General features: G+C 60.6%; 27 protein-coding genes, 1 tRNA gene and 4 pseudogenes. 17 read left to right on the top strand and 15 right to left on the bottom strand.

Annotated features, from left to right (window positions below; genetic code table 11):
• Window positions 1-11 precede the first annotated feature (11 nt).
• Window positions 12-359, bottom strand: a complete 348-nt coding sequence (locus tag BF95_RS28280; protein ID WP_200866963.1) for a transposase — start codon at window positions 357-359, stop codon at window positions 12-14.
• A complete protein-coding gene (locus BF95_RS28285; RefSeq protein WP_200866964.1) occupies window positions 359-931 on the bottom strand; it encodes an IS110 family transposase in 573 nt (190 codons plus the stop codon). The genes BF95_RS28280 and BF95_RS28285 overlap by 1 nt, the downstream gene beginning before the upstream one ends.
• Window positions 932-1,154: 223 nt before the next feature.
• On the opposite strand from BF95_RS28285, the gene BF95_RS13100 reads away from it, so the two are divergent.
• Entirely contained in the window at window positions 1,155-2,354 is a 1,200-nt protein-coding gene (locus BF95_RS13100) for an IS256 family transposase (protein WP_043151844.1), read from the top strand.
• Window positions 2,355-2,499: 145 nt separating this feature from the next.
• A complete protein-coding gene (locus BF95_RS13105; protein WP_043151891.1) occupies window positions 2,500-3,531 on the top strand; it encodes an IS110 family transposase in 1,032 nt (343 codons plus the stop codon).
• Between the two features lie 390 nt (window positions 3,532-3,921).
• On the opposite strand, the gene BF95_RS13115 is transcribed toward BF95_RS13105, so the two are convergent.
• From BF95_RS13115 to BF95_RS13130, 4 genes are all read right to left on the bottom strand, one after another.
• Window positions 3,922-4,860: a HEPN domain-containing protein gene (locus BF95_RS13115; RefSeq protein WP_043151845.1), complete on the bottom strand. Its 939-nt coding sequence runs from the start codon at window positions 4,858-4,860 to the stop codon at window positions 3,922-3,924.
• A gap of 70 nt (window positions 4,861-4,930) precedes the next feature.
• The gene (locus tag BF95_RS13120; RefSeq protein WP_043151846.1) at window positions 4,931-5,134 is read right to left on the bottom strand and encodes a sigma factor-like helix-turn-helix DNA-binding protein; all 204 of its coding nucleotides are present in this window, start codon (window positions 5,132-5,134) and stop codon (window positions 4,931-4,933) included.
• Complete coding sequence (locus BF95_RS13125) at window positions 5,118-6,044, bottom strand: ArdC family protein (RefSeq protein WP_043151847.1); 927 nt, start codon at window positions 6,042-6,044, stop codon at window positions 5,118-5,120. Before BF95_RS13125 ends, BF95_RS13120 begins: the two co-directional genes overlap by 17 nt.
• A gap of 415 nt (window positions 6,045-6,459) precedes the next feature.
• Entirely contained in the window at window positions 6,460-8,262 is a 1,803-nt protein-coding gene (locus BF95_RS13130) for a ParB/RepB/Spo0J family partition protein (protein WP_043151848.1), read from the bottom strand.
• Window positions 8,263-8,699: 437 nt separating this feature from the next.
• Here BF95_RS13130 and BF95_RS13135 point away from each other — a divergent pair, with 437 nt between their 5' ends.
• The 3 genes from BF95_RS13135 (at window position 8,700) to BF95_RS13145 (ending at window position 10,393) form a co-directional block, all read left to right on the top strand.
• Complete coding sequence (locus BF95_RS13135) at window positions 8,700-9,596, top strand: HNH endonuclease (protein WP_043151849.1); 897 nt, start codon at window positions 8,700-8,702, stop codon at window positions 9,594-9,596.
• Between the two features lie 56 nt (window positions 9,597-9,652).
• Complete coding sequence (locus tag BF95_RS13140) at window positions 9,653-9,853, top strand: DUF5818 domain-containing protein (RefSeq protein WP_043151850.1); 201 nt, start codon at window positions 9,653-9,655, stop codon at window positions 9,851-9,853.
• 174 nt (window positions 9,854-10,027) lie between these two features.
• Window positions 10,028-10,393, top strand: coding sequence for a PilZ domain-containing protein (locus tag BF95_RS13145; RefSeq protein WP_161774301.1), 366 nt, complete (start codon window positions 10,028-10,030; stop codon window positions 10,391-10,393).
• Between the two features lie 165 nt (window positions 10,394-10,558).
• Here the strand turns inward: BF95_RS13145 and BF95_RS13150 are convergent, their stop codons facing one another.
• Complete coding sequence (locus tag BF95_RS13150) at window positions 10,559-10,762, bottom strand: hypothetical protein (RefSeq protein WP_043151851.1); 204 nt, start codon at window positions 10,760-10,762, stop codon at window positions 10,559-10,561.
• Window positions 10,763-11,197: 435 nt separating this feature from the next.
• Between BF95_RS13150 and BF95_RS13160 the strand changes: the two genes are divergently transcribed.
• Window positions 11,198-11,674 carry a MucR family transcriptional regulator gene (locus BF95_RS13160; protein WP_043151854.1) on the top strand — a complete coding sequence of 159 codons (477 nt, stop codon included), beginning with the start codon at window positions 11,198-11,200 and terminating at the stop codon, window positions 11,672-11,674.
• Window positions 11,675-11,726: 52 nt separating this feature from the next.
• Entirely contained in the window at window positions 11,727-12,203 is a 477-nt protein-coding gene (locus tag BF95_RS26440) for an excalibur calcium-binding domain-containing protein (RefSeq protein ID WP_081764155.1), read from the top strand.
• A gap of 122 nt (window positions 12,204-12,325) precedes the next feature.
• On the opposite strand, the gene BF95_RS13170 is transcribed toward BF95_RS26440, so the two are convergent.
• A complete protein-coding gene (locus BF95_RS13170; RefSeq protein ID WP_235209743.1) occupies window positions 12,326-12,733 on the bottom strand; it encodes a DUF1810 domain-containing protein in 408 nt (135 codons plus the stop codon).
• Between the two features lie 362 nt (window positions 12,734-13,095).
• Here BF95_RS13170 and BF95_RS13175 point away from each other — a divergent pair, with 362 nt between their 5' ends.
• The 3 genes from BF95_RS13175 to BF95_RS13185 all read left to right on the top strand — a co-directional run bounded on the left by BF95_RS13175 (window position 13,096) and on the right by BF95_RS13185 (window position 16,344).
• On the top strand, window positions 13,096-14,907 hold the full coding sequence (locus BF95_RS13175; protein WP_043151855.1) for a hypothetical protein: 1,812 nt from the start codon (window positions 13,096-13,098) through the stop codon (window positions 14,905-14,907).
• 27 nt (window positions 14,908-14,934) lie between these two features.
• Entirely contained in the window at window positions 14,935-15,738 is an 804-nt protein-coding gene (locus BF95_RS13180) for an HNH endonuclease (protein ID WP_051520016.1), read from the top strand.
• A 273-nt stretch (window positions 15,739-16,011) separates the two neighbouring features.
• Window positions 16,012-16,344 carry a polyhydroxyalkanoic acid system family protein gene (locus BF95_RS13185; protein WP_043151856.1) on the top strand — a complete coding sequence of 111 codons (333 nt, stop codon included), beginning with the start codon at window positions 16,012-16,014 and terminating at the stop codon, window positions 16,342-16,344.
• Window positions 16,345-16,381: 37 nt separating this feature from the next.
• Here BF95_RS13185 and BF95_RS13190 read toward each other — a convergent pair whose 3' ends face one another.
• Window positions 16,382-16,606, bottom strand: a complete 225-nt coding sequence (locus BF95_RS13190; RefSeq protein ID WP_043151857.1) for a hypothetical protein — start codon at window positions 16,604-16,606, stop codon at window positions 16,382-16,384.
• Here BF95_RS13190 and BF95_RS29225 point away from each other — a divergent pair.
• Window positions 16,600-17,253: a hypothetical protein gene (locus BF95_RS29225; protein ID WP_235209744.1), complete on the top strand. Its 654-nt coding sequence runs from the start codon at window positions 16,600-16,602 to the stop codon at window positions 17,251-17,253. The two genes, BF95_RS13190 and BF95_RS29225, sit on opposite strands and share 7 nt — an antisense overlap.
• Window positions 17,254-17,338: 85 nt before the next feature.
• On the opposite strand, the pseudogene BF95_RS13200 reads toward BF95_RS29225, so the two are convergent.
• The 5 genes and pseudogenes from BF95_RS13200 to BF95_RS13220 form a co-directional block, all read right to left on the bottom strand.
• Window positions 17,339-18,220 (bottom strand): annotated as a pseudogene (locus tag BF95_RS13200) (3'-5' exonuclease); the annotation flags it as partial.
• Window positions 18,221-18,233: 13 nt separating this feature from the next.
• A pseudogene (locus BF95_RS13205) lies at window positions 18,234-18,958 on the bottom strand (RES family NAD+ phosphorylase).
• Window positions 18,952-19,365, bottom strand: coding sequence for an MbcA/ParS/Xre antitoxin family protein (locus tag BF95_RS13210; RefSeq protein WP_043151861.1), 414 nt, complete (start codon window positions 19,363-19,365; stop codon window positions 18,952-18,954). The pseudogene BF95_RS13205 and the gene BF95_RS13210 overlap by 7 nt, the downstream one beginning before the upstream one ends.
• Before the next feature lie 283 nt (window positions 19,366-19,648).
• Window positions 19,649-20,835 (bottom strand): annotated as a pseudogene (locus BF95_RS13215) (tyrosine-type recombinase/integrase).
• 161 nt (window positions 20,836-20,996) lie between these two features.
• Window positions 20,997-21,083 (bottom strand) — tRNA-Leu (locus tag BF95_RS13220).
• A 130-nt stretch (window positions 21,084-21,213) separates the two neighbouring features.
• Here BF95_RS13220 and BF95_RS13225 point away from each other — a divergent pair.
• From BF95_RS13225 to BF95_RS13235, 3 genes are all read left to right on the top strand, one after another.
• Window positions 21,214-21,969: an alpha/beta fold hydrolase gene (locus tag BF95_RS13225; RefSeq protein WP_043151862.1), complete on the top strand. Its 756-nt coding sequence runs from the start codon at window positions 21,214-21,216 to the stop codon at window positions 21,967-21,969.
• Complete coding sequence (locus BF95_RS13230) at window positions 21,969-22,838, top strand: tetratricopeptide repeat protein (RefSeq protein WP_043151863.1); 870 nt, start codon at window positions 21,969-21,971, stop codon at window positions 22,836-22,838. The genes BF95_RS13225 and BF95_RS13230 overlap by 1 nt, the downstream gene beginning before the upstream one ends.
• Window positions 22,839-22,942: 104 nt before the next feature.
• The gene (locus BF95_RS13235) at window positions 22,943-23,134 is read left to right on the top strand and encodes a hypothetical protein (RefSeq protein ID WP_200866965.1); all 192 of its coding nucleotides are present in this window, start codon (window positions 22,943-22,945) and stop codon (window positions 23,132-23,134) included.
• Window positions 23,135-23,140: 6 nt separating this feature from the next.
• On the opposite strand, the gene BF95_RS13240 is transcribed toward BF95_RS13235, so the two are convergent.
• Window positions 23,141-23,848, bottom strand: a complete 708-nt coding sequence (locus BF95_RS13240) for an SIMPL domain-containing protein (RefSeq protein WP_043151865.1) — start codon at window positions 23,846-23,848, stop codon at window positions 23,141-23,143.
• A gap of 101 nt (window positions 23,849-23,949) precedes the next feature.
• On the opposite strand from BF95_RS13240, the pseudogene BF95_RS13245 reads away from it, so the two are divergent.
• The 3 genes and pseudogenes from BF95_RS13245 to BF95_RS13255 all read left to right on the top strand — a co-directional run bounded on the left by BF95_RS13245 (window position 23,950) and on the right by BF95_RS13255 (window position 25,570).
• Window positions 23,950-24,385: pseudogene (locus BF95_RS13245) on the top strand (VOC family protein).
• Between the two features lie 5 nt (window positions 24,386-24,390).
• On the top strand, window positions 24,391-25,113 hold the full coding sequence (gene gloB / locus BF95_RS13250) for a hydroxyacylglutathione hydrolase (protein ID WP_043151866.1): 723 nt from the start codon (window positions 24,391-24,393) through the stop codon (window positions 25,111-25,113).
• A gap of 55 nt (window positions 25,114-25,168) precedes the next feature.
• Window positions 25,169-25,570 (top strand): hypothetical protein, encoded by a 402-nt coding sequence (locus BF95_RS13255; protein WP_043151867.1) that lies wholly within the window; start codon window positions 25,169-25,171, stop codon window positions 25,568-25,570.
• The last annotated feature ends 11 nt before the right edge of the window (window positions 25,571-25,581 follow it).

The following is a 25,581-nucleotide window of genomic DNA, read 5'->3' on the forward strand; positions in this document are numbered from 1 at the left end:
CCTGTGCCCACTCACGCAGGCGAGGGACGCCAAGCTTTCGAGACAAGATCGCATTTGCTGCTTTCGTACAGGCATTTTTCGAGCGAACCTGTCACCCGCTTTTTKCGAGATGCGCCCCGTTCCGGCTGATTTTCGCCAGATTCGTAGCGCCTTGGCGTCAGACCGAGATAAGCGCCCGCGCTGGAAGATCGGTTGAAGCGTTCGGCGTCGTCGAATGCTGCAGTTACCGCCATCGCGGTGATCGGTCCGACTCCCGGCGCTGTCATCAAAAGACGTACCGTACCATGCTGTTTGGCTACCGCCCGGATTTTGCCATCGAGAGCGGCAATACGGGCTAGAATTTCACTCCGGGCGTGCATCAACGCTTCAAAGATAGGTATGAGCTCCGGTGCGACTGCCAGCTCGCCTGTGATGATCTCCGTCGCACGGCGTTTGAAGCCCCAACCCGTTTTCCGAACATCACGCCAAACGTTTTCAGCAACCCTCTGATCTCATTTTCAAGCTTCACACGCATGCCAACCAGCGTATCGCGCGCTGTCAGCATCGCCCGGTTAACATAGGCCTCATGACTCTTTATCCGGGCAGCCTTGAACCAACCTGTGCGGACAATCTGAGCCAAGCCGCGAGCATCATGTCTGTCGGTTTTATTTGGCATCATTTTGAGGACCGCATTAGCGTGACGCGCATCCAGGCAAATGATCGGGACACGCCGCTTCGTCAGCGCGTTCCAGAGCCAGACGGCAAGGGGACCTGTCTCCATTCCCACCCGTTCGACATCCGCGGCGCGCTTCGCTAGCCAGTCGGCTATCGCGTCAGGGCAGGTCGGCACCTTCGCCTCCGCGAGAATCTCACCTTCCGCCCCAACCAGGCAAATCGCCGTCTCCTCCTGTGACACATCCAGTGCTGCAAAAACTCCCATAACGTCCTCCACGTTCGACTCCGGCCGAGCGCCGAAGCGGCAATGACATCCTACCGCAACAAAGCGGAGGTCGAGTGTGGCGATTACGTTAAGTGGTGTAGGTTTTGAGGGTAGCGAAGCTGACCGGACGCGCGCTCATCGATAAAGCGCTGTAGCGGCCGGTCAGTTTCGCGGGTGGTCACCGGCGAACTTCGGATAAGTTTGGGTTGCGAAGCTCAACTTACGGAGACCTCCGATGACCAATGACAAGATGGACCTGCACGCTCTGGTTGGGAAGACAGCCGACGGCGATTTTCTACGCGACATGATCGGCTTTGCCGCGCAGCGGCTGATGGAACTGGAAGTGGGCGGTGCGACCGGCGCTGCCTATGGTGAGAAAGATCCTGAGCGCCTCGCGCAGCGCAACGGCTATCGGGATCGGGACTGGGAGACGCGAGCAGGSACGGTCGAGCTGCGGATCCCCAAGCTGCGCAAGGGAACATATTTTCCAGGGTTTCTGGAGCCCCGCCGTATGGCAGAGAAGGCACTGACGGCCGTCATCCAGGAAGCTTATATCCAGGGGATCTCGACCCGCTCTGTGGACGATCTGGTCAAAGCCATGGGCATGAGTGGGATCTCAAAGAGCCAGGTCAGCCGACTGTGCGTGGAGATCGACGAGCGGGTGAAGGCCTTTCTCGATCGTCCGATCGAAGGCGACTGGCCCTATCTCTGGATGGACGCGACCTACATCAAAGTGCGGCGAGCCGGTCGCATCGTCTCTGTCGCGGTCATCATTGCCGTTGGCGTTAACAGCGATGGCCGGCGCGAAGTGCTCGGCATGGCGATCGGTCATTCCGAAGCGGAGGTCTTCTGGACCGAGTTTCTACGCAGCCTTGCYCGTCGCGGTCTGCGCGGCGTGAAGCTGGTGATCTCAGATTCCCATGAAGGCATAAAAGCCTCCGTCGCCAAAGTGTTCAGCGCCACCTGGCAGCGATGCCGGGTTCATTTTATGCGCAATGCGCTGGCCCATGCCGGCAAGAGYGGACGCCGGGTCGTGTCGGCATTCATCGCCACCGCTTTCGCCCAGGAAACTCCAGAGGCCGCAAAGGCCCAATGGCGTAGCGTCGCCGATCAATTGCGCCCTACCGTGCCAAAACTCGCTRCYCTGATGGACAGCGCCGAGGAGGATGTGCTGGCCTACATGACCTTCCCAGCCCAACACCGCACGAAGTTGCACAGCAACAATCCGATCGAGCGGCTCAATGGCGAGATCAAGCGGCGTACTGATGTTGYCGRCATCTTCCCCAACGAAGAGGCGATTACCCGTCTCGTCGGCGCTATCCTTCTGGAACAGAACGACGAATGGGCCGTCCAACGCTGCCGCTACATGACACTTGAGAGCGTCTCAGGTTTAAGCGATAATCCYATCATCACGTTGCCTGCCATGGCAGCATGATCAATCCGGCTTAGCCGGAGGTCGCTGTGGCTATCCCAGCGAACCTACACCACTTAACGTAATCGCCACACTCGACCTCCGCTTTGTTGCGGTAGGATGTCATTGCCGCTTCGGCGCTCGGCCGGAGTCGAACGTGGAGGACGTTATGGGAGTTTTTGCAGCACTGGATGTGTCACAGGAGGAGACGGCGATTTGCCTGGTTGGGGCGGAAGGTGAGATTCTCGCGGAGGCGAAGGTGCCGACCTGCCCTGACGCGATAGCCGACTGGCTAGCGAAGCGCGCCGCGGATGTCGAACGGGTGGGAATGGAGACAGGTCCCCTTGCCGTCTGGCTCTGGAACGCGCTGACGAAGCGGCGTGTCCCGATCATTTGCCTGGATGCGCGTCACGCTAATGCGGTCCTCAAAATGATGCCAAATAAAACCGACAGACATGATGCTCGCGGCTTGGCTCAGATTGTCCGCACAGGTTGGTTCAAGGCTGCCCGGATAAAGAGTCATGAGGCCTATGTTAACCGGGCGATGCTGACAGCGCGCGATACGCTGGTTGGCATGCGTGTGAAGCTTGAAAATGAGATCAGAGGGTTGCTGAAAACGTTTGGCGTGATGTTCGGAAAACGGGTTGGGGGCTTCAAACGCCGTGCGACGGAGATCATCACAGGCGAGCTGGCAGTCGCACCGGAGCTCATACCTATCTTTGAAGCGTTGATGCACGCCCGGAGTGAAATTCTAGCCCGTATTGCCGCTCTCGATGGCAAAATCCGGGCGGTAGCCAAACAGCATGGTACGGTACGTCTTTTGATGACAGCGCCGGGAGTCGGACCGATCACCGCGATGGCGGTAACTGCAGCATTCGACGACGCCGAACGCTTCAACCGATCTTCCAGCGCGGGCGCTTATCTCGGTCTGACGCCAAGGCGCTACGAATCTGGCGAAATCAGCCGGAACGGGCGCATCTCGAAAAGCGGTGACAGGTTCGCTCGAAAATGCCTGTACGAAGCAGCAAATGCGATCTTGTCTCGAAAGCTTGGCGTCCCTCGCCTGCGTGAGTGGGCACAGGCGATCGCAGGCCGAACCGGGCCTCGCAAAGCGAAAGTCGCCCTGGCCAGGAAGCTGGCGGTAACATTGCACGCAATGTGGCGTACCAACACGACCTTCCGGGAGGCGGCCATGGCCTGATCCAAATCCGAAGCAATACGCTGAACTCAAGCGCGACAGAACGCGTCCCGCTGGGACGCTTAGCGAGGGTGAGATCGTTCCCGCGAGTGCGGCACGGACCGCGCACACCACTTAGATTCACCCTACTTTGAACGCTAACATGCGGCGTCCAGCGCGACGACCGCGGAGAGAACCCTGGAGCCCAGCGCGCGTGACGAACCGCAAAGAGGTCAGCTGTTGACAGTGGCGATTAGAGAACCCCGTGGGACACGACCGAAGTTCATATTCCCCTGCGCGTCATAGCCAATGGTGATGGGGCAGAGGTCATGCTGACGCTGTTTCGCCAGCCCGGCATGACCGACGAGGATTTTGCGCGCGACGCCAAATGGATCACCCGCGATCTGCGGGCGCTCAAGACCTATGTGATGGGCTAAGCGCTGCTTCCAGTTCCACGATCCGGGCACTGCACAGCGCGCCGACCGTCGCTTGCAGCATTGCGACCCGCTCGGCCAGCCAGTCCAGTTCCTCGGCGGTGATGACATATTCGCGGGAATAGCGGGCCTTGATATAGGCTTCGCGCAACAGATTATAGGCGCGCTTTTCGAACTTGCTGTCGGTCGGCCATATGGCGCGCAACTGGGGTTCCAGCTGCTCGGTCTGGGCGCGTAGCCGGTTCAGATTATGGGTCTTGGGGCTGTACAAGGTGCGGACCAGAAAGATGCAATGATAAAGCCGCTCTACTGACTGATGATAGTTGAACGCGGCAAGGTTGAGATGTCCTCTTCCCACATGAAATTCGGCACCCTCGACAAACTCTTTTGCTGTGCCTGACCATTCCTCAAAATAGTCCCGCGTTTCCTTGAGGGCTTCCCCTGCCGATAGCCGCTTGGGTTCCACGAACGGATGTCCGGGCTCCTCATGCAGCAGGATGCCGTCGCGCAATATATCCATGAAGAAGTAGCGCCCAAGGCGCAGCTTCTCGTTCACATCGTCAAGGCTGTGATAGACCAGCCCGACCGGCGTACGCAGCCGCGTGCCCTCGGCCAGTTCCTCCAGCAGCCGGTCCTCGGTCTTTGTCCAGAATTCCGCAATGTCGGTCAGGTCTTCATGATCGACGATGACGAGAATGTCATAGTCGGAGAAATAACGCCCCACCGGATCCTCGACCCAGTCGCCACGCGCATAGCTGCCGAACAGGATGATCTTGAGAATCTGTCCATTGCGAAAGCGGGGCTGGGTGCGATGGCGGATGGCCTGCGCAAAGCCCTCCCTGACGATGTCGACGACATGACCAAGCTCCCGACGCTTGGCGTCGGGCAATTTTATGTCTGGGTCGTCGAGCCTCTTCATGATGCCGCGCAGAATCGCGGCAAATCATCGCCTTGCCAAGCCCTGAAAGCGGGCAAGGCGATTTAGCATCCTATTGCATTTTGCGCGCAATGATCCGGATGGCCATGAGCATGTGATCTTGCACCTGTTCGAGCGACATGCTCTCCCTTTGCGCAATCTCGACATAACTCAGCCCCTCCACCTGACTGGCGAAAAAGACCCTATAGGCCTTGGGCGGCAGTTTCTCGATTGCCGCCTGCGCCTTGGCATGTTGGGCATTATCGGGCGTCGTCATCGTCGCCTCCTGTGTCGCTGACGAAGTTCAGCAGATAGTCGGCGGCCTTGCTGGCCTGACTGGCGGCGCGAAAGATCGCCTTGCTGTCTTCGCGCAGGACCGAGAGCCATGCGCCCAGATAATCGGCATGGCGCACGGTCGGTACGATGCCGAGTTCCGCACACAGGAAGGCGCTGGCCATTTCGGCGATCAGTTCCTCGCGCGCATAGGCGGGGCTACCAAAGCCGCTGTCGGGCAGGCGATCCAGCCGCAAGCGATGTCCGGTCCAGTGCCCTAGTTCATGCAGCGCGGTGCGATACCAGTTGATGGGTTCATGAAAATGTTCGGGCCGGGGCACGCGGATATAGTCGTCCTGCGGGGCATAATAGGCCTCCCCGCCGCCGATACGGATATCCGCGCCGCTTGCCGCGATCAGCACCTCCGCGCGGGGCATGGAAATGGCCGGGTTCCATGTCGCAACGGGATCAGCCGATGGCGCGACGTCCAGTCCCTCGCACTGGTCGATGTTGAAAACGGTAAAGCGCTTCAAAAAGGCAATCTGACGCGGTTCGCCATCCGGTCCGATGCGTACAGTGTCGCCATCCTTGGGCGTGAACCTGTCGGCATAACAGACAGTCGTGCCCTGCTCCCCCTTACGCACATTGCCGCCCAATGCCTGCGCCTGCCGGTAGGTCAGCCAGCGCTGCGAACCATAGCCCTGCTCGAACAGGCGGTGCCACAGGATCAGCACATTGATCCCCGAATAGCGCCTGCCGGTCCCGCCGTTGCGCGGCAAGCCCAGCGCCGCCTTGCCGTTATCCCATGGCCGCACCCATGGCAGGGTGCCTTCCTCCAGTTGGGCAATGATCCGGTCGGTCACCTCACTATAGAGGGTCGCGCCGGTGCGTATGGTCTTGTCCTGATACTCCATGACCTTTCTCCTTCCCGCATCGCACCGGCGCCGGAGTGGCGGGGGTGGGCGGCAGGAGCGAACCGGCAGGCTCCCCGACAGAGGCGGGCCGCACCCGCAAGGGCCGCAACGAACAGTGGAGGAGTTGGCGCGAAGCCCAACTTGCGGCACGTCGCGGGGGGACTAGAGGGTAGCGACGCCCACCCCCGCCGCGCCGACAGGCCGATCAGACAATGATACAACGCCATCGTGCCGATTGCGCGATGACCGCTGCCGAACCCTTCGCGCTGCCTTTCGCAGCGCTCCGCATGCCCCGGAAATTCCCGCAAACATCCACGCCGGGCGGCAAAGCCGACCGCGCAAAATTCCGCGCAGCCCCGTCCATGGGCAATTATGAAACAAGCGGGCGACGCTTCCGCGCCGCCCGCCCTATCGATCAGGCTGCTTGCTGGACCGGTTCGTCCTCGCTGGCGATCACCTCTTCATCGCTGGTGTCTGTCGCGTCGGCGGCACCCTCTTCCGGCTCCCCCTCATCCTGTGGCTCGGTAAACGGCGCAACCACCTCCCACCGCTCGACGCTGCCAACGCCGCCCCGCTGCGTGTAGGATGATGGCGGAAAGGCCATCCAGCGCGGCACCCAGCCGTCCCGCTTCTCCCGGCCATTGGTTCCGGCAAGACAGTCCCGCACGATCTGCCGCTGGATCTTGCCCGTTGCACCGCCATTGCCGGTTGCCACTTCCTTGCCTGCCACATCGGCAAGGATATGCCCTATCACCTCCCGGTCGCGGACAAGGTCAAGCAAAGCATCATCGGCCTGCCAGCAGGACGCCATATCCACGTCCATCTGAACGCCCAGCAATTCGACCAGCGCCGACCCGGCCTCCAGCGTTTCGCCCATGACGATGGCAAGGATGCCCAGCACCATGGCGTCATCAAGATCGAGCAGCCGCAGATAAAGCGGGATCAGCTCCCGATCATAAGCATGGCCGGTCACGGTCGGCGTGTCGGGATTAAGGCCGAGGAGATCGAGCGCGATCCGCCGCTCCCTGTCGAATTCCGCTTCCGAAACGCAATTCTCGACACTCTCCGTGATCGCATCGCTCGTCCCGCGCTGGGACGCGACATCGACCCGCCATAAAGATGATCCGGCAATGACATGGGCGACCATCAAACGCAAAGCGATGGCAGGCGAAGCCCCGACCTTCGCGCGCACGGCGGCATGACGGTGGAGATCGACATAACTGGCCAGCGGCGCGGACAGTTCGGGCCGAACCACCTTCTCGACGTTGCCGCCCTGTTCCAGCCTGCGCGCCTCCTTGAGGGTCACATAGCCTTCATGAAAGCTGACGTCGCCACCATGGCCGATGCTGATATAGACCCGCCCGCCCTTGGACTTGGGGCAACGCTCATGCTCCCATGCATGAAAGGCCTCGCCGCGCGCCATGATAGCAACATCCTGCCATCCCGCCTCGCGATAGGCATCGACCTTCTCGGCAATGGCCGCCTCCTGCATTTGCCAGAAGAGGTCGGCATCAGCGAAATAGCCATGATCGCCAAAAAGGTCGGCCACGATCTCGCCTGCATAGCCCGCCGGATCGAAAAGCGCCTTGTCGGTGCCGATGGCGCTGCCACCCAGCAGCCAAGCCTTCACATAATGGCCCATGGGCGGACGTGCATCCTCATCGTCCAGCAACGCCAGCCATTCGCGCTGCCGGGCTTTCGACGCCAAGGTCAGATGCCGCACGGTGACAGCATCGATGCTGTCGTTGCGATAGAGGTTGCGGATGCGGGGCAGCAGATTGCCCAAGGCGAGCGTCCGTTTCACCTGCAAGGCGGTGAGGCCAAAGGTCAGCGAGATATCCTCGGGCGACCGGCCTTCCTTGACCAGTCGGGTGAAGGTTTCCCACCGCGTCACCTCATCGGGATCGAGCCGGGCGATATTCTCGATCAGCGAGGCTTCCAGCGCCGCCGCATCGTCGCCCGCTTCCATGATCGCGCAGGGCAGCGGTTCGACGCTTCCTTCCTCCTGCGCCACGATCAGTGCCGCATGATAACGCCGCTTGCCCGCGACAATCTCATAGGTCGTCGGAGAACCATTCTGCCGCACGATCAGCGGCACCAGCACCCCCCGCGCCCGAATGGACGGCAGGATATTGGTGAGGTCCGGCACCTTCTTCACGCCCCGCATGTTCGCAGGCGAAACCGAAAGGCAGGCGATATCGATATGCTTGAGTTCCATTGTCCTTACTCCTTGCCAAACACCGGCCCCGGAAAGCGGGGTGGGCGGCAAGAGCGCACCGGCAGGCCCGGACAAGCGGTGGGCTGCATCCGAAGGACCGCAACGTCAGTGAAGGAGCCGCGCCACCGGCCGGCTTGCCGCCCGCCGCGACGGGCCTAGAGGGAAGCGACGCCCACACCGCTTGGCCGGGACCGGCCCACGCCATCGCCCCAAGCGATGTCCGCCAGTGATCCGCTAAGGATCGCGCGTCAGCGATCAAAACCCGGCAGGGCCGAGACAGGCGAAGCAGGCTCGGTGGAGCGCAGCGACATAGAGCGCGGCCCAAAGGGGACGCCCAGACAGCCCCCAAGCAAAACAGCTATCCCTTGCCTGCTCCCCACAAGACAGGCCATTGTCCATACGGCGGTCGATACCGCATCTGGGGGGATAACAAGGCCATGGCCTTTGGCGTTTTCATTCATCGGTCAGACTCGATCTACGACGACAGCCCGGCCGAACGCTATCAGTTCCCCGCCCAATATCTTGGCCGGGTCTCCGCCTGCATCCATGACTGGATCGTCTATTACGAACCTGTGAAGGTCAGCGGCACCCGCGGCTATTTTGCCATAGCCAAAGTCAGCCAGGTCATTCCCGATCCCAAGGCGCCCGGCATGTATATCGCCATGATCGAACCGGGCAGCTATCTTGAATTTGCAAACGCCGTGCCCTTCAACGGTCCCGACGGCCTGGCAGAGCGCGGCCTCCTCAACGAGGCCGGCAAGATTTCCGGTCGCGCCCAGGCGGCGGTGCGCCCCATCTCGACGGCTGACTTCAACCATATTCTCGATCTCGGCCTGGACGAGCATGCCCCGCTCCTGCCACGCGTCGATGACGTGACGCCGCCCCTCTTTCAGGATGAGGCCATGCCCTTCCTCGCCGAGCAGGAGCGCCGCCGCACGACAACGCTTGTTTCCAGAATCGAGCGTGACCGCGTTTTCCGCCGTGTCGTGCTGCGCGCCTATGACGAGCGCTGCGCCATCACGGGCCTCAAGCTCATCAACGGGGGCGGCAGAGCAGAAGCGGAGGCTGCCCACATCCGGCCAGTCGAAGCCAATGGCCCCGACAGCGTCCAGAACGGTATCGCCCTGTCCGGCACCGTCCACTGGATGTTCGACCGGGGGCTTATCAGCCTCTCGGACGATCTCGACATCATGATTTCCCGTCAGGCCAATGACAGCGACAGCATCACGGGCCTTATCAACAAGAGCCGCCGTGCCACTCTTCCAATCCGCGCAGCAGACCGGCCACACCCCCATTTCCTGGCCTGGCACAGGGACAATGTCTTCAAGCTCTGAATGCCGAACGTGCCAAAGCAGCTTGCCCCCCCAGCATAGCCAAGGATCATCACCCCATGGCCAAATCCCGCCCCATCATATTGGAAGGCCTGCTGATGCAGGAAGGCCGCCAGCTTATCCTGCAAATGGCCGACGGTGGGCAATGGCGGCTTCTTGCCCTGGGCAGGCAAGAGCATCTTTTGGGCCGCCATGTCCGCGTCGAGGGTGTGCGGGAAGACCATGATATTGTCGCCGTGGACAAGATCACCGCCAGATGACGGGAACAGCAGCGGGGGCACCGCGAGCAGGCCATAATCACTCTCCGGCATGGCATGCGCAGAGCGCGCAGGTGAGACAATGTCGAGCCCAGCTGGAGCCTAAACATGACTCGGCGATCCCGACGGAACAATCCAACCGCCTGTCGGTCTTACCAAGGGGACGATAGGACAGATATGATGCGCAACGCCCTTGCCCAGACAGCCGAACGTCGTCGAAGCCCACGCGAGACTGCCAACGTCCCATGCACGGTCAACTGGTTGGGCCTCTATGAGTTTGCCACGATCAGAAATATGTCGATCTACGGAGCGCAGCTCGACGGGTTCGAATTTCCGCCAGCCGGTACGGCCGTGACGATCGTCGTCAATCGGGTCGAAATCTGTGCGTCGATCATTTGGGCGGATGGCGAGATATGCGGCGTGCTGCTTGCACATAATGTCGATCCCGCAGCCTTCATTCGCGAACATTCCATCCGGCCTCTGGGGCATGAAGCGCCCTCAATCGGCACCATCACGCAGATGAACGTTATCTGCGCCTGCTGAATGTGACGTCGCCGCACGCCCTGAGCTTCAGCTGGACCTCACAAGGCAGCTGAAGCAAAGATCCAAGCCGACAGCGCAACGTTCGACGTCCGACTAGGAAGAATGGGCAAAGTGCCTGCCAAAAATCGACCCCGTCAGCGAGCGACCGCTGAGAGGCCATCGCGGCTATTGATAGCCGCCTTCCTGTTCGCGCTTTTCCGCGGCATCCTTTTGGGCGTCCTCCAGTTCATCGGCGTCCTGCTCTTCCTCCTCGGCATCGACATCGACGTCGACATCCTCGTCGGTGCCGTCGGTGCCGGGTAAATCGTCCATGGACGTGCCCTTCATATCTGCCTGGTCATTTTCGCCTGGAATCTGTTCGGGGAACATGGCTCTCTCCTTTCAGCTATGAACTCAGCCAACCGGTGGGAGGCGAGCATGTTCCGTCCGGCTTTCGTCTGGGCCGCCACATGTCCGTCGACAGCGTGCAGGAAACCCAACTTGTTGTGTCGTCGACTGGATCATGGACAAATGACGCTGACACAGGAGCAGATTTCATGCTTCGCGGCGTCCATGCTTATCCGCAGCCATGGCGGCGAAGCAAAAATATAGGCCGACAGAAGAATTTCCGAGCTGACCGCAATCGGTGATGACCAGGGCGTCGCCATGGCCAAGAAAATCGGCTGCTGCATCAATATGCTAAGCAGGACGGGACCATCAATTAGCGTCGTCATTTGATGTTATGCCTGCGTAACACTATCTCGCGCCTGTCGCTGTCCGTCAAAAGGCTGGCGATCCTCCTATCCTCCCTTCAGGAGCAACAAAATGTCAGAACAGCCGGTCGCACAGGATATGCTTATCACCCTCACCGCCGACATCGTTGCGGCGCATGTTTCCAACAATAGTGTCAGCGTCGGCGATCTGCCGCAGCTGATCGCCAACGTGCATCAGGCTCTTAACGGCCTGGGCACGAAAGAGCCGGAAACGGCCAAGCTCGAGCCCGCCGCCTCGATCCGTGCCTCGGTGAAGCCAGATTATATCGTCTGCCTCGAAGACGGTAAGAAGCTCAAGATGCTCAAGCGGCACCTGATGACCCATTATCAGATGACCCCGGATGACTATCGCGCCAAATGGGGCCTGCCCGCCGATTATCCGATGGTCGCGCCCAGCTATGCCGCCACCCGCAAGGAGCTGGCGCTCAAAATCGGCCTGGGCCGCAAGCCCAAGGCAGCGGTTGCCGTGCCTGCCGCAAAGGCGCCGGGCACCCGCACCCGCAAAGCCCAGGAACCGGAACTCGCCTGATCGAAACGCGAGGAAACCGAAATTTCACCATGGGGCGGCATCATGTCGCCCCATGTCGTTCAAGAAGCCCTTCCTGGCCGTGCCCATCCGTGAAGGCGCTCACTATGCGGCGAAGAGGCGCAAGCGCCAGCAGCGAAGGCTTGCTACCAAATTGGCTGCCGGAACACTGCTCGTCGCTGCCCTTGGGGGCGGGGCGTTCATGACAAGCGTTTACCATGAAACGCCCTCGCAGGATCGACCCGCACAAAAACACGGTGACGGATGGTCCTATCCCCATTGCGATGCTGCCCGCGCCGCAGGCGCTGCGCCTTTACGAGCGGGCGAACTTGGCTATGGTCCCCATCTGGACCGCGATGGCGCCGCCACCCTTGCGAACCCTATGTTGGGCAACGCTGAAAACGACGTCGGCTGCAACTGGCCGTCGGCCCTATTTGCCGGAACGGTCTGGACGAATACCCTGCAACCCCTGCTCATTATCCGTAATGAACCGGCACAGGACATGCGGAATTTAGCTAAAATGGATCGATAATTCGGGGCTTTAAACCGGCATATGATCCGGCATGAATATCGCACGATGCGGCCTATGATGCCGGGGCGAAGGCTCATGGCATCAGGGACTTCGTGGTAGCATTGGTCTATGAATCTAACAGGCTATCGCCCTGCCAGCAGCTTCCGAGTGGCATCATCCCGTACACCGGAAAACCAGCGGTCCAGCGCGGCGCTAAAAAGGTCACCACCGCACGCCGATTCGAAAAGAGTAAGGGATGATCGCAGCTTCACGGCGTCTACTTCGCCAAACACCCCGGCCGCACTGTTGCCAAGGGGCAAAGCCTGTAGAGTTTGTACGCATTCCCGCAACCGCGCGCCGAGCGTAATATGCTCCAAATACGCCACCGCCTCATCCAGCGACGCGATGGCATAATGCTGCGCGATATGGCTGCGGCCCAGACCGGCAAGCTGCGGAAATATGAACCACATCCAGTGGCTGGTTTTTCTGCCCCTGTGCAGTTCGGCCAGTGCAATGCCGTAAGCGTCACGTTGGGCCTCGATGAAACGCATCAGATTGTGGCATTCAGTAGTCATCCGGCTATGACGCTGTGGGGGCCAGGTCGTTCCCCATAACTGGAATGCGCCCATTGTCGCCATTACGCTACCCTGCGGCTTGACCGGGAAGCTGCCGTTCGCTCGGCAGATAGCGCTGGTGGCGAGCGGGTTGGCCTCTTTACGCGACCGCACTGTAACCTATCCCTTTCACGCTGGGCGGCGAATAGCTCGATGACAATTTACTGGAATTCGGAAAGACGGACACGACTGGAGGCGCCGAACTTGCCTTAACGATGTCCTTTTCAATGTTTGTTTCGGATGCGCTGCTCGCTAACTCGTGTTAGCCCACAAGTATTCGACGAGCATGGGGGGACAATTTGCAGGTTATCGAATCCGAGTCGCACCTTAAGCCCGTAAACGGGATGCTCACGCTTCGAATCATCCAGAAGCATTCAGACACCGACCTGCTCGGCTCCCGCGATAAGTTCCGGACCGCACAGCGCCTCGAGAATGTGAGCGATGCGGAAGTCACTGAATTTTCTGAGCGTCTTGACCAGACCAGGCAAGGTGACCTTGCGGTGCTGTCCTTTCACCGCGGCATTGCGCACAATCGCGAGAAGCTGCGGCAGTTGAGCGAGGATCGAACGATCGTGACGCTCGGTGGCGTGGATGCACAGCATCGTAACCTTGCGTTTATTGCCATGGACGGCGTGGTGACCGAGCAGGAGAAGCTCTCACTTGCCTCAGAGGATCAGTTCGATGCGGTTGTAGCCGGTGACAAAATGCATTTCTTCAATGGTGCCGACATTGACGCGGTGAGATGGGCGGTACTTAACTGTCACGACTATACTCATGCCGATCTGATCGCCGAGCTTCTCGAGCGGCGCGTGGAACTATTGGTAGTTGTCACCTACAATAACGCTACTCAGCTCTACTGGGATTATGCTATCGCGGATATCCATCGGCTGTTCTGCTACGTCGTTATCGTTAATATCGCGGAGGTTGGCGGATCAGGGGTCTTTGTCCCGTTCCGCCGGGTCGGGACCGGCGACAACGCTTTTTTTCGCGCTGCCGGGCAGATTTTCTCTACCCGTGGGCCAGCCGAGACCGTTGCGAGCCTGCCGCTGGACATCGGCGAACTGCGACGGCTCCGCGCGGAATACCGGTTGAAGGGGCTTTCGGGTCCTAAGGGCATGGGCAGCGAGCGCTATGCGCCGATGGCTCCCTCAGAGCATTTCATGGACACCTTTGATAGGCCCGCCGGTGCCCCAGCGGTGGAGGGCGTGCGGCAGATAAATCTAGCTTGGAATAGCGACGACCCCTTAGTGGCAGTCGGACAGTTGGCCTCCATGTCTGTCGAGTCCTACGTGGCAAGCCGCTATCGGCTGTCGCAGGCGGCAGGTGTTGAGCTCTTCGAGGCGAGGGTTGCCGCACATCTAGAGCATCTAGAGGTGCAACTTAACCTGCGTCCTGAGGGCGACCGGCGGCTTGATTTCCTTGTGCTGCCTGAGGTTTTTGTTCCACGAAGTTTTGTGGCTTCTCATATCGAGCCCTTTGCCGCGCGCAATGGCACGATCGTCATATGCGGCATCGATTATCCCGGCATCGAGGAAGCTGATAACCGCAACTCTTGCATGGTGATCGGTCCAAACGGTCTCGCCGCCACTTACGACAAGATCACGCGCTCACAATATGACGCGATGGGTGCGACAGATAGGATGCAGATGCATCGCGGCGATAGTCTCTACCGCTTCGTCAACGCCGCCGGCCACGCATTCGGCATCCTGATCTGTTACGACTTCAGTCACTTCGATCTCGTGCACCGGCTCAATGGCGAGTCCCGCGACCATCCGCTTGAGGTCCTGTTCGTCGTGGCACACAATCCGTTTGGGTCGCTGTACCGGACGTGCTGCATCGCAGACTCTCACCGCTTCTACCAGCATGTCGTTCTGTGCAACGTCTCGCAATATGGTGGGAGCGGTGTATTCGCGCCGATGCGCAGCGGGGGCGCGCGGCAGACGTTGCTCGAAATTGGCCTAAACACCGAAGCGATCGGCCTCACGAAACTGAAGTTGAATGAACAGCGCGAAGCGCGCGGCGTCGATGATGATGAGAAGCTGCAGCAAGGAAAGTTCATGCGCCGGCCCGGCACATTCCAAGGCAAACCCGCGCACCTCGGATGCGGATGACGGAATTCGAAGCAGCTAAAGGACGGCATGACGGTGGGACGAAACTGGATTCATTTAGCCGGGGTAATCTGGCCTCTGCTGACCGAGGCAGGAAGCGCTGGAGAGACGCTAACCTATACCAAAGTTGCTCCTACCATCGCGACAAACCCGCTCAGTGTCGGGCTCGCACTGGGGCCCATCCAGACATACTGCATGGAGAATCGCCTTCCACCTTTAACGGCGGTCGTAGTCGGGAAGAACAGCGGGATGCCTGGCGGCGGGTTCGTAGCTTGGGATGTTGATGACCTGGCGGCGGCCCTGTCCGCGGTTGCGGCCTATAATTGGGAACTGATTGGCAATCCGTTTGCTGGCTTCGGAGCAGAAGACACCGAGGACACCTTCGCCGAGGCGCTGATCGACGATCCAGGCAACGCCGTCGATGTGTACCACCGAGTCCGCGACCGCGGCATGGCACAACGTATTTTTAGGAGGGCGCTGCTGCTCGCGTACGATGAGCGCTGCGCCTTCTGTGGCTTGGCCTTTCCAGACGCGCTCGAAGCGGCTCATATTGTGCCCTGGAGCAGTTGCGAGCCAGCGCAACGGCTCGACGTGCGCAACGGCGTACTACTTTGCGCGTCACATCACCGGTTATTCGACCGCAACATCATGTGGCTGCAGGACAACTTCCTTATTACTTACTACGACCCGGAGGAAAAGGACGGCCGCTATCGCAAGGTGGACCGAGCTTTCACCATCGCGCTCCACGGAAGCAACATCCGGTTACCGAAGGACCCGACACATCATCCTGACTCGGCGAATTTACGCCGCCGCTTGGCACTCGCGGCAAAGTGAGTGATGAAGAAACGAGCCGATAACCCCGGATATATATCACGCTATAGCAGTCTGCGAATCGAATTGAGTTTGTCCGATCTGCTCTCGCTGAGGGCGATTGGGGCCCCGTTGATACTAGTTTGCGAGCTATATGTCCGCTTTAGTCGCCTGCTTGCCCGGAAGCCGACAGTCCGTAAGCGGCCAGAATTTGCCCTGAGAGCGCGGGCCAACACAAACAATCCGAGATGAGGGCGGTAAAACGCAACCATCACACGGGCAGCGAGTCCACAATCAATGGCAACACCTACAATTATCGAAATCCCGCATAATCTCGGCCGCGACGAAGCAAGGCGCCGCATGGCCGCGGGTATAGGCAAGCTGGCCTCCCATATCCCAGGCGGCGCGGCCACCGTCACCCACAGCTGGCCCAGCCAGGATCAATTGTCTCTGACCGTCACGACCATGGGCGTGGAGGTGCCCTGCACCGTTGATGCGCAAGATACTCGTCTGCGGGTGACCCTGCAATTGCCGGCCATGCTCGGCCTTATGTCAGGACCGATTAAAGCGATCGTTCAAAAACAAGGTGAGCGGCTGCTGCTCGACAAAAAGCCCGATCAAACGGCCTGACCCGAGCAGCGGCCGGGTCAGGCGACGTCAGCCTTCATCAGGCCTTTCGCTGCCGCGCGTAGAGCAGCGCCGCAACAATAGCGGCGGAACCGATCCCAACCGCGGCGCCCAGGATTTTCGCTGGACCGGACATCTTGGCGTCCTGTTCGCCTTCTCTCGCATCGGTCGAAAGCTCTTCTGCCTGTATGCTTTCGGCATGCGGCGCTGGGTGTGCGGGATAGGGTGCCGTGCTGCCTGGGGGCACGGAAGGCCGATATGTCATATATTCTCTCCTTGGACGGATCGAACGCTCCGGTGACGGCGCGGTTGCGCTCGAACCCAGTTGATCGGGCAACAGGCACGCCAAACAAGACAGCCTGCACCGGCGACGGCCCGATCTCGTCGTTGGAACGTGAGGTCGGACCGCCCCTGATCCTTATCTCCGTCCTTTCAAACTACGCCATAAAGTCGCGATGCTGGTCAGCACTGCCGCGATGCCAAGTAGAAATGATCCGTCGATTATCACCATTGCCGACTCCTTTCCTGCCCTATATGTTCGCTATATGTTCTCATGTAGGAAAGAGGGATTTTGCAATGTGCGTTTCGATCACCCCAATTCCAGATAGCGTACGCCTGCGGGTCTCTGGCGATGTCGAGACCGTGCTAACAGTGCCCTATGACGAAGATGAGCGGTTTCTGGTGGGTTTGAGCGACGGCACTTTGCTCATGGGCCATTATGATGAAGCCATGCAGTGTCGCTGGGAGGTAGCGCGCGACGGCGCTGGCATTGTCCGATTCGACGGCAATGCTGCCCGGGTCGAGTGGCGCGTCGAATGGCTAACTGTCGCGACGTTCGACGCAAATGTGGTGGAGCCCGGCCTGCCGCCTGCCGTACCGCTGTTTCCCGAGCTTGATCGTTGGGCGGCGTGATAGCAGGCAAGCTCAGGGACCAGTGAGCCTGATCCAGATGCTCTGGGTCGGTTCGCGATACCCTGCGTTACTGATGATCGGACTCTCAGCGATGCCGCTCACAAGCCGTGATGGAGAGGAAGGCGGGTTCCCCATATCCGCCATAGACGTCGCTTAGTAGCCAAGCGCGTTCAGCGTCGCGGTCCTGCTCTGCGATGCTTCTCCACCAGAAGCGCATGGTGGCGTCCCAGCGATACCCGCGAGATTTCAGCCGGTCCTTGGCATCGAAAGGAGCGTCGATGGCATTCACCCTATAGGTCTGCTGTTCCGAGCAGGCGATCAGCTTTGCCAGGATCGTCTCTCCATCCGGAAGGCCGTGAGAAAGAAGATACAGAAGCGCCAGGATGTCGTTTTCTGCCCTGTGCCCTTCATAAAACCAGCCGCATTGCGAAACGAGATGCGCCAAGGCCCGCCCCTCGAACCCAAGCTCGAGCCAATCCAGCTCAGCCATCGAGCAGGCCCAGGGCTTGCCGGCGATGGCAGGCAAGCGACGATCCACGAACGGTCTGTCGAAGGCGGCATTGTGCGCGACGATGATGTCGGCGGAGGAGAGAATGTCGATAGCGACCGATTCGTCGATCTGCTGCTCCGCAACGTCCGCATCGGCAAGACCGGTCAGGCTGGTAATTTTCGGATCGATCGGCATGCCGGGATCTTCACGCCAGACCCGGGGCACCCCGACCTGGATGATTCGTCCACGCTCATCGAACCGAAAACGCTGGATCGCCAGTTCGATGATCCGATCGGTCTCACGGTTGAGCCCGGTTGTCTCCACGTCGATCGCAACCCCGATACGGCTGGATGCCTCAGGACTTGCTGCATGAAAATGGGTGACGGGGCCAAGGCGCCGCTGCACCCGATAATCTGGATGCATGCCCAGCAGGCGTGCCGCCTGCGCGTCGCGATCGCTTGCAGCGTCGTTCATCTGGCGGCGGCTCCGCTCATGCGCCCTCTACCACCCTGAACACAGCGCCGCTTCCCGCATCCCGAACAAGATCGACCCGTTCGCCGTTCCAGTGATAATCGATATGCCGACCTGAACGGGGTTCGAGGCGCAGTCCGGATAGAATAGCGCAACACACTCACCACCCCGCTGCCGGACGCTCGGATAGACGACACCGTCCGAGCCTGAACTGCGCAGCGTCGCGGCGAGCTGCTGCGCCGCTTCGTAGCTGTCAGGATCGAGGCAAGGGCCCAATGCTGCTACATCCGCTCTGAGATCATGCAAATCGGCATCGACTTTCAGAATGATCTCCCGAAACTGCGATGTCCATCCGGCAGGCTCGGCCGTTCGGGCCATGAAGCTTGCATGATGATGGATCGTCTCGAACAGCGCTGTCTCATAGTTGCGCGCGACATAGAGTACGCCATGATGTCCGGCCGAGAACCGGCTTGGTCGATCGGGACTTACATGAGTGAATGACGCCATGAGATAGGAGGCGCCAACGCCGCCGACCCGTCGCGCGGGAGGGACAAGATCGATATTGCCAACCGACGTCATGATCCGCGGATTTGTCTTCTGCTCGGCGGAGATGAGGAGGGGCCAGTCTGCAGGGTCCGCAATGTCCTCGAACAGATCTATCGGAGGATAGATGCTGCGGATGATCCTGACCGCCCCCTCCCAATGGACCCTGTTGACCGGCGGACCATCAGTCACCGTCACCAGCCGCCACGCTCCGCGTCCAAATAGCGCCGCACCCGCATGATGTCGGTCAATTCGCCGCCCAGCATGACGGACAGCGCGCTTGCGCCATCAAAGACGGCGTTGGGCGCCTTCATCCAGTCATAGCCGCGCTGCGGCTCCTCAAAGATGATTCGCAAGGCCTTGTGGATGCCCATGAGGTTGGACAAGCGCGCAAGGCCGTCACGCGAGATGCGGCCCGCCCCTTCAGCCTTCCACCGACGGAAGCTGCGCAAAGGCATATCGGTCAGCATAGCAGCTTGCTCGTCCGTGACGCCCCACTTGGCGAAAAGATTGAGGGCCGCACGAAACATCGCGCCGCCTTCATCCTGCGTGACAGGCTCAGGCCGGAACGGAGCTGGAACCGTCTCAATGGGTTGCAACATCATCATAAAGCATCTCCAATTGGCATTATATAAACAAATGATGCCAAATGGCAATATCGACATTCAGCGAGCCATTTCGCAAAAGCGCCGATTATGCGTTTAAAAGCACCCAGCACCCTTCTCACACCTGTTTCGATAGCGCCGTCCTAACCTCGCCTTGCTTACCCTTTCAGCCACCGGGAGCAGGCCAAACAGTCGTTCCAATATTGCATCATCTTCGCCCGCTGGTTCCACGCTCCTTGGACAAAGCAGGTTTAACTCGGCACTCGACCATAACGGTGGTGCTTCCCTAGCTTCTGGCAGCGCCATCCAGATAGTCCGACCAGGCCTGCATCATCGCTACTCGCTCATCCCAATATTCTCCGCGCGCATAAGCGCGCCTAACCGCGTCCGCCTCAGCGTGCGCCAACTGGCGTTCGATTGCATCGGGATGCCACTTGCCCATCTCGTTGAGCAATGTGCTCGCCATGGCTCGAAAGCCGTGACTCGTCATTTCATCGCCTGAATAGCCCAACCGTCGAAGAGCGCCGTTCAGCGCATTTTCGGACATGGGCCGCTTTATGGACTGGAAGCCGGGAAACACATATTTACCCGTCCCGGTGACCTCCCTGATGGAAGACAGGACGGCAAGTGATTGCCGCGAAAGCGGGACGCGATGTGGGCGCCGCATCTTCATTTTTTCCGCAGGATCGACCATAACGCCTTGTCGAAATCGATCTCCAACCATTCGGCATGGCGCAATTCGCCAGGACGAACAAAAACATGCGGAGCCAGCCGCAAGGCGGCTCTCGTCACCGCATGACCGTCAAAACCATCAATCGCACGCATCAGCGGCCCGACCTGCTGGCTGTTGGTGATGGCAGCCAAATGCTTCACCCTTGGTGTCGTCAGAGCGTCGCGAAGATTGGCGGACAGATCATGCTCTGCCCTCCCAGTTGCGATTGCGTAACGAAACACTCTGCCGCAGACGCTCCTCAGTCGTCTGGCAGTTTCATGTCGGCCTCGCCCTTCGACCTCCCGCAAGACAGCAAGGAGTTCCATACTCGTGATCTCGCTCATTTTGCGATCGCCCAGGCTGGGGTAGGCAAATTCGAGAAGCCATTTGATCTTGCCGATGGTGACATCCCCAAGTCCTTCCCGTTCTCGCTTGGCGAGCCACTCCTCGGCAACGGTGCGAAAACCAGTGGTCGCCTCGAAGGCTTCCTGGGCTTCAATTTCCTTTCGCATTGCGGTGGGATCCGAGCCGGCCGCCAAGAGCTTGCGGGCTTCCTCTCTTTTCTCTCGCGCCTCCGCCAAGGTGATCAATGGGAAGACGCCCATCGCCATCGTTTTGGCTTTGCCATCGAAGCGATAATTCATGCGCCAGTAGCGACCGCCTTGTGGCGTCACCAACAGATAGAGACCATGCCCGTCCGCGAGCTTGTAGGGCTTGTCTCTCGGCTTTGCCTTGGACAATGCGAGGGATGAAAGTGCCATGAGGGTATCTCCTGCGGCCCTGTTGGCCGATACCCGCAAAGATACCCTCAGCTACCCTGAATTCCCAAATCCACGAGCGGAAGCCGATGGACGCGAGACACAAAAAAACCGCTGAATTCAGCGGTTTTTTCGATCTCTGCGGACTGGTCCGGAAGAACAAATGGTGCCCAGAAGAGGACTCGAACCTCCACGACCTTGCGATCGCCAGCACCTGAAGCTGGTGCGTCTACCAATTCCGCCATCTGGGCACGGGGTAGGAGCGCGCAACTAGCCGCTGCCTTTGGGGCTGTCAACGCATGTCGCGGATTATTTCGTTCCGCTTTGCAAAATCACGCTCTGGGGGTGGACGGCCGCAGTGCTGGAGCGGATGACGGGGCTATGAGCCATGCCGATTCCACTCCGATCATCTTGCTCGCGCGCGCCGACGGGTTGCGCCTCGCCTGCCGTTCGCGCGCGGGGGAGGGGCCGACCATTCTCTTCCTGCCGGGATATATGTCCGACATGGAGGGTGGGAAGGCGGTCGCGCTGGACCAATGGGCGGCAAGCCAGGGGCGCGCCATGGTGCGTATGGACTATGCGGGCAACGGGTCGAGCGAAGGGCGCTTTGCCGATGGCACACTGGCCAGTTGGCGCGACGATGTGCTGCTGGTGATGGATAGGGTGATCCAGGGACCGGTCCTGCTCGTCGGATCGTCAATGGGCGGCTGGCTGGCGCTGCTGGTGGCGCTGGCCCGGCCGGGCCGGGTCGTGGGGATCGTCGGCATCGCGGCCGCACCCGATTTCACCGACTGGGGCTTTACCGATGCCGACAAGGCCCTGCTCGCCACCGAAGGGCGGATCGAAGAGCCGACGCCCTATGGCGACACGCCCTATGTCACGACCCTGGCCTTCTGGGAATCGGGGCAAGCCGCGCGCGTGTTGGGCGATACCATTGCCATCGATTGCCCCGTGCGGTTGCTGCATGGGCAGCGCGATTCCGACGTGCCCTTCGACATAGCGTTGCAGACCGCCGCCCGGCTGCGTTCATCGGATGTGCAGACGCTGCTGATTAAGGACGGCGACCACCGCCTTTCCCGCGACGGCGACATCGCTCTGCTGATCCGCACCGTCGCCAGCCTGTTGGACAGCTACTGATGCCGCTATTTCTGCCCCTGATGCTTTTGGCCCAGGCCTATGATCCTGAGATCGAGGCGGTCATGAACCGCAGCCGCAAGGAGAAGCAGGCGGCGGTCGAGAGCGCTGCCGCTGTCCCCCCGCCCGCTACGCCCGCGCGAGAAGACGGGAAAATTCCCGTGCCCGCAAAGTTCGCCGTGCCTTTCCAGGCCTGCCTCGACCAGGCGCTTGACGATCCGAGTGCGGGGGTCGCCTTTGCCGAAAAATGGCGGATCGAGGGCGGGAGCTTCTATGCGCGCCATTGCATGGGCTTTGCCTTTGCGCGGGCCGAACGCTGGTCGCCCGCGATCATTGCTTACGAGCAAGCTGCCGAAGAGGCCGAGCGTGGTGGCGAAATGGCGCAGAGCGCGCGGCTATGGGCGCAGGCGGGCAATGCTGCGCTCGCCAGCGGGGATGCCGCCAAGGCGCGGGGCGATTTCGACGCGGCGCTGGCGCGGGGCTTGCCCGATGGGCTGGAAAAGGGCGAGGTCCATCTCGATCGCGCGCGGGCTCTGGTCGCGCTGGGCGAGACGGATGGCGCGCGGGATTCGATCGACGTGGCCCTGACCCAGGCACCGAAGGATCCGCTCGGCTGGCTGCTGTCGGCGACGCTGGCGCGGCGCTCTGGCGAAATGAGCCTGGCCAAGGCGCATATCGCTCGCGCGGTGCAGCTATCGCCGGACGATGCGTCGGTTGCGTTGGAAGAAGGCAATATCGCGATCCTGACCGATCATGAAGATATCGCCCGGTCCGCCTGGCAGCGGGCGATGAAGTTGGAGCCAGACGGGGCCGCGGGCAAGGCAGCGTCGGACAATCTGTCCCGCCTGCCTGCGGCGATGCCTCCGGGCTGAGATCCGTCCAGCAAGACTTTGTCACGGAACCGCTTTCCGGTTCGACCCGTTCGCTTGGAAAGAGCGGGACCCATGGAAACGGAGAAGAGACGATGAACCCCAGGATGAAAAATATCGCTGTGATTGGCCTGCTGTTGGCGGGCGCAATGACGACGACGGCTTGTTCGCGTGGTGCGACGGCCGGCGGTTTGATCGGCGGCACCGGCGGCGCGGTGGTCGGCAGCGCGACTGGCCTTGGCACGACCGAGGGTGCGGTTATTGGCGGTGCGGCTGGTGCCGTGATCGGAGACGACTAAACCCCGCTATTGCAGGTAGAAGTCGACGGTCGTGACGACGCGCACCTTTTTGTAGGGCGTGTCGCTCGACCCGTCGCCGCCTTCGCCGTCGCGCGCGGCAATCGAGAAATAGCCCTGCGTGGCGCTCTTGATCCCGCCGACGCCCGAACCTGCATCCTTGGCGAATTGTTCGGCGGCGGCACGGGCGTCCTTGGTGGCGGCGGCCACCATCTGCGGCTTGACGTCGTTCAGCTTGGTGAAGCTGTAGCGCATGCCCGACCCTTCCTGCAGCGTGACGCCGCGCCGGACCAGGTCGAACTGCTGCGCGACGGCGCGCTGGGCGCGGGCGATGTCGGTTGTGCGCAGCAACATCCGCTGGGTGACGGTGATATTGTTCACGCCATTGTTGAGATATTGGTTCACCCCGGCCCCGGTCGGGGTCAGCTCGTCGGGCTTGAAGCCCAGGCCGGTGAAATAGGACCGCAATTCCTTGGTATTATTGTCGATTTCCGCGCGCACGGTGGGTAGATCGAAGCCGGTGGCCGAATAGCTGATCGACCAGGTGGCAAGGTCTGCCGTCACGTCCTTTTCCGCCAGGCCCCGGACGGTGACCGATCGATCCGCCGCCTTGGCGCGCCGCAGCCCGTCCCCCAAGAGATAGCCGCCACCGACGACGCCCAACGCCAGCAACGCCGCGCTGCCGAGCAATATCTTGTCCCGCATGTCCAGTGCCATATCCTTGCCTCTTCCTTCTGTTGATGCGGGACCTTATCTTGAGAGCATCCCTGCCTTCGTGCAGATGAACCGTTGCTTTATGGCGGCGAATGGAGAGAGACTTGCCCAAATTCCTGCATAGCATGATCCGCGTCAGTGACGTCGACAAGACGATCGCCTTTTTTCGACCTGCTTGGGCTCAAGGAGGTCAAGCGGTTCGACAGCGAACAGGGGCGCTTCAGCCTCGTCTATCTCGCCGCGCCGGGTGACGAGGATGCGCAGGTTGAACTGACCTATAACTGGCCCCCGGAAGATGGCAGTCCGGCCGAAGCCTATGACGGCGGGCGCAATTTCGGCCATATCGCCTATCGGGTCGAAAATATCTATGAAACGTGCCAGCGCTTTGTGGATGCGGGCGTAACCATCAACCGCCCCCCGCGCGACGGCCATATGGCCTTCGTCCGCACCCCCGATGGCATTTCGATCGAATTGTTGCAGGACGGGCGGCTTGACCCAGCCGAACCCTGGGTGTCGATGCCTAATGTTGGACAATGGTAAGCCCGATGCTGGAGGTGGTCCGCATCCCCGTACTGTCCGACAATTATGTCTGGCTGCTGCATGACCCAACGAATGGCGAGACGGTCGCGATCGATCCCGCCGTTGCGGAGCCGGTGTTGGAAGCCGCGGCCGTGCGGGGATGGACCATCGACCAGATTTGGAACACCCACTGGCATGGCGACCATGTCGGCGGCAATGCGGCGATCAAGGCCGCGACTGACTGCGTCATCACCGGGCCAGCGGCCGAGGCGGACAAGATCGCGACGCTCGATCGCCTGGTTGGTGAAGGCGATACAGTGCGCATCGGCGATCATGTCGCGACCGTGATGGCGGTCCCCGCGCATACGGCGGGGCATATTGCCTATCATCTGGCCGACGCACGCATGGCGTTCGTTGGCGATACGCTGTTCGCCATGGGTTGCGGCCGATTGTTCGAGGGGACGGCGGCGCAGATGTTCGCCAATATGGAACGTCTCGCGGCGCTACCGGAAGATACGGCTGTTTACTGCGCCCATGAGTATACGCTCTCCAACGGTCGGTTCGCGCTGATGGTGGAGCCGGACAATGTCGCGCTGGTCCAGCGCGTCGCGGTGGTGGAGGCCCAGCGGGCACGGGGCGAAGCGACGGTGCCGACGACGATCGGGTTGGAGCGCGACACCAATATCTTCATGCGCGCGCGCGACGTGGCGCAACTGACCGAACGCCGCGCGGCGAAGGACGCGGCCTGACGGCTTTTGCGCTATGGTGCCGTGGTTGAGTTGAACATCGACAAGGAGAGTTGCGATGCGGGTATGGATATGGATGGCGCCCCTCCTGCTGGCGGGCTGCACCGGCAGCTACACGCCCACGCCGCTGACCGAAAAACAGGCGGCGAAGCTGGAAAAGGCCTTGGACGGCAAGGTCGCCGGTGAAAAGATGAGCTGCATCAACCGTCAGCCGCAGACCAATTTAACCGTCATCAGCAATAATGTGCTGCTCTATCGGGTGAACAACCGGTTGATCTACAAGAATGAGCTGATCGGCAGTTGCAGCGGCCTCGTCTATGGGGACACCATGATCGTGCGCAGCTTCGGCTCGCAACTCTGTCGCGGCGATATGACCACGACCGCCAATCTGCTGACCGGAATGACCAGCGGCGCTTGCGCCCTGGGCGATTTCATTCCCTATCGCACGCCAGGTAAATAACCCGGCGCGAT

It is taken from the genome of Sphingobium sp. Ant17 (genome assembly GCF_000588875.1).
In the GTDB taxonomy this organism is placed as follows: domain Bacteria; phylum Pseudomonadota; class Alphaproteobacteria; order Sphingomonadales; family Sphingomonadaceae; genus Sphingobium.